Annotated in this window: 10 protein-coding genes and 2 pseudogenes; 8 read left to right on the top strand and 4 right to left on the bottom strand. The window is 71.7% G+C overall.

All coding sequences use genetic code 11. From position 1 onward, the window contains the following. The 4 genes and pseudogenes from AB0P17_RS02645 to AB0P17_RS02660 form a co-directional block, all read right to left on the bottom strand. Window positions 1–327, bottom strand: a pseudogene (locus AB0P17_RS02645) (hypothetical protein); the annotation flags it as partial. Window positions 328–646: 319 nt separating this feature from the next. Continuing rightward, window positions 647–1,318, bottom strand: a complete 672-nt coding sequence (locus AB0P17_RS02650) for a response regulator transcription factor (RefSeq protein ID WP_365806941.1) — start codon at window positions 1,316–1,318, stop codon at window positions 647–649. A gap of 246 nt (window positions 1,319–1,564) precedes the next feature. Next, window positions 1,565–2,878: a sensor domain-containing protein gene (locus AB0P17_RS02655; protein WP_365806942.1), complete on the bottom strand. Its 1,314-nt coding sequence runs from the start codon at window positions 2,876–2,878 to the stop codon at window positions 1,565–1,567. 346 nt (window positions 2,879–3,224) lie between these two features. Next, window positions 3,225–4,448, bottom strand: a complete 1,224-nt coding sequence (locus AB0P17_RS02660; protein ID WP_365806944.1) for a sensor domain-containing protein — start codon at window positions 4,446–4,448, stop codon at window positions 3,225–3,227. A gap of 192 nt (window positions 4,449–4,640) precedes the next feature. On the opposite strand from AB0P17_RS02660, the gene AB0P17_RS02665 reads away from it, so the two are divergent. The 8 genes and pseudogenes from AB0P17_RS02665 (at window position 4,641) to AB0P17_RS02700 (ending at window position 11,134) form a co-directional block, all read left to right on the top strand. Further along, window positions 4,641–5,060, top strand: a complete 420-nt coding sequence (locus tag AB0P17_RS02665) for an NADH-quinone oxidoreductase subunit A (RefSeq protein WP_365807315.1) — start codon at window positions 4,641–4,643, stop codon at window positions 5,058–5,060. Next, on the top strand, window positions 5,051–5,815 hold the full coding sequence (locus AB0P17_RS02670; protein WP_365806946.1) for an NADH-quinone oxidoreductase subunit B family protein: 765 nt from the start codon (window positions 5,051–5,053) through the stop codon (window positions 5,813–5,815). Before AB0P17_RS02665 ends, AB0P17_RS02670 begins: the two co-directional genes overlap by 10 nt. Further along, a pseudogene (locus AB0P17_RS02675) lies at window positions 5,812–6,579 on the top strand (NADH-quinone oxidoreductase subunit C); the annotation flags it as partial. The gene AB0P17_RS02670 and the pseudogene AB0P17_RS02675, both read left to right, overlap by 4 nt. Window positions 6,580–6,698: 119 nt before the next feature. Further along, window positions 6,699–7,667 (top strand): complex I subunit 1 family protein, encoded by a 969-nt coding sequence (locus AB0P17_RS02680; protein ID WP_365806947.1) that lies wholly within the window; start codon window positions 6,699–6,701, stop codon window positions 7,665–7,667. Between the two features lie 2 nt (window positions 7,668–7,669). Further along, window positions 7,670–8,221: an NADH-quinone oxidoreductase subunit I gene (locus tag AB0P17_RS02685; RefSeq protein ID WP_365806949.1), complete on the top strand. Its 552-nt coding sequence runs from the start codon at window positions 7,670–7,672 to the stop codon at window positions 8,219–8,221. Then, window positions 8,218–8,769 (top strand): NADH-quinone oxidoreductase subunit J, encoded by a 552-nt coding sequence (locus AB0P17_RS02690; protein ID WP_365806951.1) that lies wholly within the window; start codon window positions 8,218–8,220, stop codon window positions 8,767–8,769. Before AB0P17_RS02685 ends, AB0P17_RS02690 begins: the two co-directional genes overlap by 4 nt. Further along, window positions 8,769–9,134 (top strand): NADH-quinone oxidoreductase subunit NuoK, encoded by a 366-nt coding sequence (gene nuoK / locus AB0P17_RS02695; RefSeq protein ID WP_365806953.1) that lies wholly within the window; start codon window positions 8,769–8,771, stop codon window positions 9,132–9,134. Before AB0P17_RS02690 ends, nuoK begins: the two co-directional genes overlap by 1 nt. After that, window positions 9,131–11,134 carry an NADH-quinone oxidoreductase subunit L gene (locus tag AB0P17_RS02700; protein ID WP_365806955.1) on the top strand — a complete coding sequence of 668 codons (2,004 nt, stop codon included), beginning with the start codon at window positions 9,131–9,133 and terminating at the stop codon, window positions 11,132–11,134. Before nuoK ends, AB0P17_RS02700 begins: the two co-directional genes overlap by 4 nt. Window positions 11,135–11,152 lie beyond the last annotated feature (18 nt).

Below are 11,152 nucleotides of genomic sequence, written 5' to 3' on the forward strand. Positions count from 1 at the left end.
GGACGCGGTCTCCGAGGTGAACCGGTCACCCGTGAGCTGCATCCCGTCACCGGAGTCACCCGCGAAACGAATGATCACCCGCTCCAGACGACGGACTTCCTTGTCGCCGGTGCTCTCTCCCGTGCTCTCCGCGGCGCCTTCGTCGGCGTTCTCCCCGGCGTTCCCGCCGGTGCGCTCTTCGGCCTGGGAGCCGGCATCCGGGACGGCCGGGCTGTTGCCCGGCCGTCCCGGAGTGCCCGAAGGGCCCGAAGAGGCTGAATCGCTCGGATCGCTCGCGTCGTTGGCCTCATCGGCCTGCTCGGCTGGGCTACTGACCTGGCTGGTCACTGAACTGGACCTCCCTCGAGGCGGCGGCTCGGGACTGACCGGCCGCCCGGCAGTCCCGGATGACCACCCTACGTCGGTAAGGGTCGCCTTCCTTGGACCGGCCATATGGTGGACGCTCTTTTGAGACGTCACGGCATACCAATTTGTCGCTTTTGTTGTAGTTCTACGGCTCCGGAATCCTTCGGAGGGAGCCGTTCCGCTCTCATTCTTTGGGTGTAGGGCTTCCGACCTACGGCGCGTTCCCAAACGCCGGATTCAGGCCACGGTCGGCTCGGCCCAGCTCCGTACTCGTGCGGTTCCGTTGGTTCCGCCGGCTCCGTCAGTTGCGCAGATACGTCAGCACGGCCAGAACCCGGCGGTGATCCCCGTCACTCGGGGAGAGCCCCAGCTTCAGGAAGATGTTGCTCACGTGCTTCTCGACCGCCCCGTCGCTCACGACGAGCTGCTTGGCGACCGCCGAGTTCGTACGTCCCTCGGCCATCAGCCCGAGCACCTCGCGCTCGCGCGGGGTCAGCCCGGCCAGCACGTCCTGCTTCCGGCTCCGGCCCAGCAGCTGTGCCACCACCTCGGGGTCGAGGGCGGTGCCGCCCCTGGCGACCCGCACCACGGCGTCCACGAACTCCCGGACCTCGGCCACCCGGTCCTTGAGCAGATAGCCGACGCCCGAGCTGCTGCCGGCCAGCAGCTCGGTGGCGTACTGCTCCTCGACGTACTGCGACAGCACCAGCACGCCTACTCCCGGATGGTCCCGGCGCAGCCGCACGGCCGCCCGTACCCCCTCGTCGGTGTGGGTCGGCGGCATCCGTACGTCCGCCACCACCACGTCCGGCAGCTCGTCCCCGTCCGCCAGCTCGCGGATGGTCTTGAGCAGCGCTTCCGCGTCCCCGACGCCCGCGACCACGTCGTGCCCGCGGTCGGTCAGCAGCCGGGTCAGCCCCTCCCGGAGCAGCACCGAGTCCTCGGCGATGACCACCCGCACCCTGTCCTCCACGACCTTCAGCCCCCATGTCGAAGTGTGTCCGCCCCTGTGCCCTCCAGCATCCCAGTATTCGGATGGCGCCGCCCCCACCTGCCCCGAATTCCGCCCGGCCGGGGCACGGCGCGCGCATGCCCCCGGGAGCCGGAGCCTCCGGGGGGGTACGCGCCCGTGCCGTGCCGTGCCGTGCCGTGACGGGTACGGGTGGGGGTACGGGTACGGATACGGGTGGGGGTACGGGAACGAGCGGGGCGGGCCGAGTCAGCCGCGCCAGGGCAGTTCCGCCGTGATCGTGGTCGGCCCGCCGGCCGGGGAGTCGATGACCAGGACGCCGTCGACCGCGTCCAGCCGCTCCGTCAGCCCGGCGAGCCCGCTGCCCGACGTCGCGCCCGCCCCGCCCACGCCGTCGTCCCGTACCTGGAGCATCAGCCGGTCCTCCGTCTGCCAGACGTCCACGGCGGCCCGCCGGGCCCGGGAGTGCTTGCTGATGTTCTGGAGCAGTTCGGAGACGGTGAAGTACGCGATGCCCTCGATCGCCGGCGCGGGCCTGGCCGACAGGTCGACCTCCACCGTCACCGGGACCGTGCAGCGGGACGCGACGGCGGAGAGCGCCGCGTCGAGCCCCCGGTCGGTGAGCACGGCGGGGTGGATGCCGCGCGCCAGGTCCCGTAGCTCCTGGAGGGCGAGCTTCACCTCGCCGTGCGCCTCGTCCACCATGCCGGCCGCGGCCTCCGGGTCCTCCGCCAGCTTCTCCTTCGCCAGCCCCAGATCCATCGCGAGGGCGACGAGGCGGGCCTGTGCGCCATCGTGCAGGTCGCGTTCGATACGGCGCAGGTCGGCGGCGGCGGTGTCCACGACCACCCCGCGGTCCGACTCCAGCTCGGAGACCCGGTTGGCCAGCAGCGACGGGCCGAGCAGACCGATGACCAGCACCCGGTCCATGAAGGTCAGCCCGCGGATCAGCCAGGGGGAGATCAGCACCAGCAGGAATCCGAGCACGCTGGTGACGGCTATTTCGAAGGGGGTGTCGAGGTAGAAACCGTTGCCTTCGCCGTCCATGTAGAGGGCGATGCCCGGCTGGTCCGTGTTGTCGGCGAGCGTCCACTGCCACAGCGGATAGAGGAAGAGCGCCCAGCTCACACACCAGAACGTCACGGAGACGATGAACGCGAACAGCGCCCACGGCATGTGCAGCAGCGCGTAGAGCAGATGGCGCCAGGACACCCCGCTCTTCAGGACCGCGCCGACCCAGGACAGCAGCCCGCCCTTGCGGCCCCTGGCCGGCGCGGGCTCCGCCACGTCGAGGCCCAGCAGCGCCCGCGCGCGGGCCCGCTCCAGCATGCCGAAGGCGCGGCAGCCGGCCAGCGAGGCGGCCAGCACGGGGATGCCGAGGAAGGTGACGAGCAGCCCGGCACCGGCGGCGGTCATGGTCACCGCGTAGCAGAAGAGCGCCAGGCTGATCGGCAGGCTCAGCAGCAGATAACCGAACTCGCGCCACATGCGGCCCTCGACGGGGGCACGCAGAGCCTGTGGGAGAACGTGGGAGCGTGACCGCGATCCGTAGTCGATGGCCATCTGAGGTGTCCGTTCTGCGAGTCGGTGGGCCGGTGGGTCGATGAGCCGGTGAGCTGATGAGCGGTGAAGCTGTGGGCCTGTGGGCCTGTGAGGCGGTGTGCCCGCGGGGCGGTGGGGCCCCGAGTCGGGCTGGGCAGGTACTCCATGCTCCCGGCGCTCCGGCCGCCCCACCATGAGGCCGGTATCCCTCTTCGCCCTGGGGTTTTCCCCACCCCGGCGGTGACCCCTGCATCCCCGGCGGGAGTCCGGGGATGGGCCGGGTGGGAGTCAGGGCAAAGGGCAGGGCGGAGAGTCCGGGCGTATCGGAGCCCGCGCATCGGAGTCCGGGCGTATCGGGCGGCGGGTCCTACCCCCGCTCCCGTGCCCGCCAGGGCAGTTCGGCGGTGACGACCGTGGGGCCGCCCACCGGGGAGTCGAGTACGAAGACCCCGTCGACCGCGCCGAGCCGTTCGGCCAGCCCGGACATCCCCGTACCGCCGTCCAGCCGGGCGCCGCCGCGTCCGTCGTCCCGTACCTGGAGCAGCAGCCACTCGTCCGTGCGCCACACGTCGACCGAGGCCGAGTGCGCCCCGCTGTGCTTGCTGATGTTCTGGAGCAGCTCGGAGACGGTGAAGTACGCGATGCCCTCGATCGCCTCGGCGGGCCGCTCGCGCAGATCGACGGTGACCTTCACCGGGACCGTGCAGCGCGACGCGACGGACGACAGCGCCGCGTCGAGCCCTCGGTCGGTGAGCACGGCGGGGTGGATGCCGCGCGCCAGGTCCCGTAGCTCCTGGAGGGCGAGCTTCACCTCGCCGTGCGCCTCGTCCACCATGCCGGCCGCCGCCTCCGGGTCCTCCAGCAGCTTCTCCTTGGCGAGGCCGAGCCCCATCGCGAGGGCGACGAGGCGGGCCTGTGCGCCGTCGTGCAGGTCGCGTTCGATACGGCGCAGGTCGGCGGCGGCGGTGTCCACGACCACCCCGCGGTCCGACTCCAGCTCCGCGATCCGCCGCTCCAGTTCGTCGGAGGGCGAGAGCAGCCCCCGCACCATGGCCCGGTCGGCGTTGGCGAGCCCGCGCACGACGAAGGGCAGGACCGGCCAGAGCACGAGGAGGCCCACCAACGTGACGCCGAACGTCAGCACCCCCCACGGCAGCCGGATGAACCCGTACAGCAGCGTCCGCCAGGCCACCGGGTCCTTCAGTCGGTCCCACACCCACCCGAACCAGGAATCGGGAGCGCCCCGCCCCTGTCCCTTCCGGCGGCGCCTGCGGGCCCGGGAACCGTGCAAGGGGCTCGGCTCGTCGATCCGCACGCCCAGCAGCGCGCGCGCCCGCGCCCGCTCCGCCCGGCCGAGCAGCCGCGCCCCCGTCAGCCCGGTGACCAGCCACGGCAGCCCGATGACGGTCACCGAGAGGCCCACGCCGGTGGCCATGGTGAACACGGCGTAGAGAAATCCGGCGAGGGCCAGCGGCAGATTGCTCAGGAGATGAGCGATCTCCTTCCAGGTGTGCCGGTCGTACGCGAAGCGGACCGGTGGTGGCCGGTCGTCGTCGGGGAGGCCGCCGTGGGCGGTCGGGCTCGCGGTCATGAGCACCAAGCGTGCCCGGGGCGGAGGCGGGGCGCCATGGGGTGGCTGGGTGGGCTCCGGGTAGGGATAACCCCACTAGGTGAGACGCGGCTGCTTACCACTTCTTTAACAGGGCCTAGACTCCCGTGCGTACAGATCACGGATCGTCGAAGACATCGACGGTCGAGTCGATGAGTCGTTACGAGGCCAGGGATACGAGGCCGGGGAGAAGGGGCGGACGTGTCGCAACCGACCGTTCTCGCGTCGGACTACTTCCAGAGCTATTCGGTCGTCGGGCTGCTCGCGGTCGTCGGTGTGGTGTTCGTCGCCGTCGCCTTCGCGGCGGGCCGGCTGCTGCGGCCGGTGGTGCCGACGCCGGAGAAGCTGCTCACGTACGAATGCGGAGTGGACCCGGTGGGCGAGGGCTGGGCCCACACGCAGGTCCGCTACTACGTCTACGCGTTCCTCTACGTGATCTTCGCGGTCGACTCGATCTTCCTGTTCCCGTGGGCGACGGTGTTCGCCGCGCCCGGGTACGGCGCCACGACGCTGGTCGAGATGTTCATCTTCCTCGGCTTCCTGGCCGTGGGACTGCTCTACGCATGGAAGAAGGGCGTCCTGGAATGGACGTGACCCCCGCCGCCCCGGCCCCCGGCTCGGCTGCCGGCCCCAGTGCCGTCTCGGCCTCTGGTGCCGCTCCGGCCTCCGGTGCCGCCGCGGTCTCCGCGCCCGTACCGCTGCCGGAGCCGAAGCGCCTCGGGGTGCTCTCCCGGCTGGCGCCCGAGCCGATGAAGGTCGTCCTCAACTGGGGACGCCGCTACAGCCTCTGGGTCTTCAACTTCGGGCTCGCCTGCTGCGCGATCGAGTTCATCGCCGCTTCCATGGCCCGGCACGACTTCATCCGGCTCGGTGTGATCCCCTTCGCGCCGGGGCCGCGCCAGGCGGATCTGATGGTGGTCTCCGGCACGGTCACGGACAAGATGGCCCCCGCCGTCAAGCGGCTGTACGAGCAGATGCCCGAGCCCAAGTACGTGATCTCCTTCGGCGCCTGCTCCAACTGCGGCGGCCCCTACTGGGACTCCTACTCCGTGACGAAGGGCGTCGATCAGATCATCCCGGTCGACGTCTACGTACCGGGCTGCCCGCCGCGCCCGGAGGCGCTGCTCCAGGGCATCCTGAAGCTCCAGGAGAAGATCGCCCGCGAATCGCTCCAGGAGCGGTACGCGACCGGCGGCGGCCCCTCCACCGCCGCACTGCGCAGCGGCCTGGTGCCGCCCCCGCCACTCCCCGGCACGGATACGAGTACGGGCGGGAACCCGAGTACGGGCACGGATGCAGGGCCGGATACAGGGCCGGATACAGGTACGGCGGGGGAGTCCGCGTCGTGACCGCCTCCGACCGGACGTCCGCCGCCGCCGCGTACGACCGGCTGCCCGACGCCGCCGCCGAGATCTTCGGCGAGGGGGCCACGGCCGAGCTGGCGTACGACCTGCTCACGGTCGACGTGCCCGCCGCGTCCTGGCTCGACGCCCTCGAAACCGCCCGGTCCACCCTCGGGTGCGGCTACTTCGACTGGCTGAGCGCCGTCGACGAACCGGGCACCGGCTTCCGGGTCTGCGCGCACGTCGCCGCCGTCGGCCCCGGCACGGTCCGCCGCCTGCTCGTCCGTACGACCGTCCCGCACGAGGCGGCCGTCCTGCCCACCGCCGTCGAGGTCTACGCGGGCGCGGGCTGGCACGAGCGGGAGACGCACGAGATGTTCGGCGTCACCTTCACCGGCCATCCGAACCTCGTGCCGCTCCTGCTCCCCGAGGAGTTCGAGGGGCACCCGCTGCGCAAGGACTTCGTCCTCGCGGCCCGCGTCGCGAAGGCGTGGCCGGGGGCCAAGGAACCGGGCGAGTCCGAGCACGGCGGCCCCAAGCGCCGCCAGATGCTCCCGCCGGGCGTTCCCGACCCGAACGAATGGGGCCCCCTGAAGGGCCAGCTCCCGCCGGCCCCGGCCCGCCCCGCGCGCGGCGCCCGTGCCGGAGGCGGGCCCGGGGCTCGCGCCGGAGCCGGGGCCGCCGCCGGTGACCGCCCGGCCCGCCGGGCGCGGAGCGTCTCCGAGGGCTCCACCTCCCAGCGCCCCGAACCGACCGCGCCGGACGCGCCCTGGCGCCGTCCGGCCCCGGCCACGGACGAGACAAAACCCGAACCACAGCCCAAGCCCGAACCGCAGGCCGAGCCCGCCCCCAAGCCCGAGGGTCAGGAACAGGAACCGGAAGGAGACGCGTGAACGACGTACTCGACGTCGCCCTCCGACTGCTCGTCGTCTTCGCCGTGTTCATGGTCGTCCCCCTCGTGGTCGGCCAGACCGAACACAAGGTGATGGCCCATATGCAGGGCCGCCTCGGCCCCATGCACGCGGGTGGCTTCCACGGCTGGGCCCAGCTCGTCGCGGACGGGGTGAAGTTCGCGCAGAAGGAGGACGTCGTCCCGGCCGACGCCGACCGCCGGGTCTTCCAGCTCGCCCCGGCCGTCGCGCTCCTCCCGTACCTCCTCGTCGTCCTCGTGATCCCGGTCGGTCCCGGTGAGGGCGCGGTCGGCCAGGTCGTCGACGCGGGCATCTTCTTCGTGCTCGCCGTGATGGGCATCGGCGTGCTCGGCTCGCTCATGGCGGGCTGGGCCTCGGCCAACAAGTTCTCCCTCCTCGGGGGGCTGCGCACCGCCGCCCAGCTCCTCGCGTACGAACTGCCGATGCTGCTCGCCGCCGCGTCCGTCGCGATGGCCGCCGGCACCGTCTCCCTGCCGGGCATCCTCGACGCCTTCGAGTGGTGGTGGCTGCCCTGGCAGATCGTCGGCGCGCTGGTCTTCTTCACCGCGGGCCTCGCGGAACTCCAGCGGCCGCCCTTCGACATGCCGGTCGCCGACTCCGAGATCATCTTCGGCGCCTACACCGAGTACACCGGGCTGCGCTTCGCCCTCTTCCTGCTCGCCGAGTACGCGGGCATCGTCGTCCTGTGCGGGCTGACCACCGTCCTCTTCCTCGGCGGCTGGCACGGTCCGCTCGGCGCCGACGGACTCGGCTGGGTCTGGACCCTCCTCAAGACCGCCGTCCTCGCCTTCGTCGTGATCTGGCTGCGGGTCAGCTACCCGCGGCTGCGCGAGGACCAGCTCCAGAAACTCGCCTGGACCGTCCTCATCCCCCTCGCTCTCGCGCAGATCGCGCTCACCGGCATCGTGAAGGTGGCGATCAGCTAACCATGTCCCCGATCCCCGGATCCGGCCTGGCCAAGGGCCTCGCAGTCACCCTGCGGACGATGACGAAGAAGACCGTCACCGCGCAGTACCCCGAGTCACAGCCCGAACTCCCGCCCCGCACCCGGGGCGTGATCGGCCTGTTCGAGGAGAACTGCACGGTCTGCATGCTCTGCGCCCGTGAGTGCCCCGACTGGTGCATCTACATCGACTCCCACAAGGAGACGGTCCCGGCCGCCGCCCCCGGGGGCCGCGAGCGCAGCCGTAACGTCCTCGACCGCTTCGCCATCGACTTCGCGCTCTGCATGTACTGCGGAATCTGTATCGAGGTCTGTCCTTTCGACGCGCTGTTCTGGTCACCGGAGTTCGAGTACGCGGAGACCGACATCCGCGAACTCACCCACGAGCGGGACAAGCTCCGCGAGTGGATGTGGACGGTGCCGGCGCCCCCCGCGCTCGACCCCGCCGCCGAGGAGCCCAAGGAACTCGGCGCCGCCCGCAAGACCGCGGAGAAGCTCGCCGCCACGGCCCAGCAGGAGCGGGAGGCAGGGGAGTGAGCCCCGCACTGACCGCCGCGGCCGGCGGCCACGCGTTCCTGTCACCGTCCGGCGTCGAGATCGCCTTCGTCCTCGTCGGCCTGGTCACCCTCGGCGCGGCCCTGATCACCGTCACCACCCGGCAGCTGGTGCACGCGGCCCTCTGGCTGGTCGTCGCGCTCGGCGGCCTGGCCGTCGAGTACCTCCTGCTGACGGCGGAGTTCATCGCCTGGGTGCAGGTCCTGATCTATCTCGGTTCCGTGGTGGTCCTCCTTCTCTTCGGGCTGATGCTCACCAAGGCGCCCATCGGCCGCTCCCCGGACGCCGACTCGGGCAACCGCCCGCTCGCGCTCGCGGTGGCCACCGTCGCCGCCGTCTGTCTGGTGTGGGTCGTCGTCGACGCGTTCCGTACGACCTGGATCGACCTGCGGGGCCCCGCCCAGGGCTCCACCGAGGTCACGGGAGCGTTCCTGTTCCGGAACTGGGTGCTGCCCTTCGAGGCGCTCTCCGTGCTCCTGCTGGCCGCCCTCGTCGGTGCGATCGTCCTGTCCCGCAAGGAGCGGCGCTGATGCATCTCGCCTATCCCGCCGTGCTCGCGGTCCTCCTCTTCTGTGTCGGCCTGTACGGGGTGCTCGCGCGCCGTAACGCGATCCTCGTCCTGATGTCCGTCGAGCTGATGCTCAACGCCGTCAACCTCAACCTCGTCGCCTTCGACGTCTGGCTCCGCGACGCCCTGCACTCCGGCCAGGCGCTCACCCTCTTCGTCATCGCCATCGCCGCCGCGGAGATCGGCATCGGCCTGGCCATCGTACTGATGGTGTACCGCAACCGGGGCACTTCGGACATCGACCGGCTCCGCGACACCGCCGAGGGCCCCGACGGGACCACCCCGGCCCAGCAGGCTCCGACGCAGAAGACTGAGGCCACCGCGTGACCACCACGACCCTCGCCGTCCTCGTCCCCGTCCTGCCGTTCCTGGGCGCCGTCGCCGGGCTGCTGCTCGGCCGTACCGCCCCCGGGTTCGTCCGCCCCCTGGCCGTCCTGCCGACCCTGGCCGCCGCCGCGCTCGCGGTGGTCGTGGCCGTACATCAGGGTGGTGGCGCGGGCAGCGGCAAGGCGCCCCTGGAGGCCGCGACCCAGCTCACCCCCACCGGCTCGGTCCCCATCGACCTCGCCCTGTACATCGACGGCTTCGCGGCCCTGGTCGCCGTCCTCGTCGGCGTCGTCGCGTCGTGCGTGCAGATCTACTCGACGGGCTATCTGCGCGGTGACGCGCGCTACCCCTCGTACGCCGCTCTGGTCTCGCTCTTCACCTCCGCGATGCTGCTCGTCGTCTACTCGGGCGACCTGATGGTGCTGCTGGTCGGCTGGGAGATCATGGGCATCTGCTCGTACTTCCTCGTCGGCCACTACTGGGAGACGCCCGAGGCGCGCGCCGCCTCCCTCAAGGCGTTCCTGGTCACCAAGCTCGGCGACGTCCCCTTCCTGATCGGTCTGTTCGCGCTCGCCACCGACGCAGGCACGTTCCGCATCACCGGCATCCTGCGGACCGTCGCCGAGGGCGGTCTCGACCACCCCACCCTCGTCGCGCTGCTCCTGCTCGCCGGGGTGGCGGGCAAGTCCGCGCAGTTCCCCCTGCACACCTGGCTGCCCGACGCGATGGCGGGCCCCACGCCGGTCTCCGCGCTGATCCACGCCGCCACCATGGTCGCGGCCGGCATCTACTTCATCGCCCGGCTCCTCCCGGTCTTCGCCGCCTCGGAGGCGGCGCTGGTCGTCCTGGCCGTGATGGCCGCGGTCACCATGGTCGGCTCGGCGCTCGCCGCCCTCGCCCAGGACGACATCAAGCGGGTCCTCGCCTACTCGACCATCGGTCAGCTCGGCTACATGTCGGGCGCCCTGGCCGTGGGCGACCGGAGCGCGGCCGTCTTCCACCTCGTCTCGCACGGCGCCTTCAAGGCCCTCCTCTTCCTCGGCGCCGGTGTCGTCATCCACGCCGCCGGCACCAACTCGCTGGCCACCATGTCCCGGATGCGCGGCCTGCCCCGGCGCATCCCCGACGCGTACTGGACGATGACCGTCGCCCTGCTCGCGCTCGCCGCGATCCCTCCCTTCGCCGGTTTCTTCTCCAAGGAATCCGTCCTGGTCGCCGCCGAGCACGCCGCCCTCGACGAGTCCGCCGCCCCCGGCGCCGCGGGCTGGACGGTGCTGGCCGCCGGACTCCTCACCGCCCTCCTCACCGCCGCGTACGCCACCCGCCTCTGGCTGCTCGCCTTCCGCGGCCATGGTGCCGAGGCTCCCGACCACGGCAGGCAGCCTGTGTCCATGAGCGCGGTCCTGTGGGTGCTGGCCCTGCCCTCCCTCGGGTTCGGTCTGACCGTCGGTTATCTCGCCGAGTGGTTCGACGGCCACAGCCTCGCCCCGAACCTCACCACCTCCGTCCTGGGCACCGGCGCCGGGCTCGTCGGCGGACTGATCACCTACGGCTGCTGGCGCCACACCACAGCGCTCGCCGCCCGTACACCAATGGGCGCCGTCACCGCGCACCCCCACACCGAGCCCGCGCTCACCGAGGCGGAAGCCATCGAGACCCACACCGCCACCTACGGCTCGATCTCGGCGGCCGACGACCCGGCCGACCCCGGACGGCTGCTGCTGGGCCCGCTCCACCGCCACGCCGCCTCCGGCTTCCACCTCGACGCCGTCTACCACCACCTGTTCGTACGACCCGTCCTCGCCGCCGCCGAGCTGGTCCGCTTCCTCGACCGCGAGGTCGTCGACACCTACGTACGCGGTGCGGGCACGGGCACGCGGTGGCTGGGCGCCGCCGTGCGCCGCGCGCAGACCGGCAATGTGCAGACCTACCTCGGCGCCCTGCTGGCCGGGTCCGTCGTCCTGGCGATCGCCGCCGTACTCGTCGCCGCCGGAGCGTGAGCCGTGATCGATATCAGT

Source organism: Streptomyces sp. NPDC088124 (assembly GCF_040685895.1).
Classification (GTDB): Bacteria; Actinomycetota; Actinomycetes; order Streptomycetales; family Streptomycetaceae; genus Streptomyces.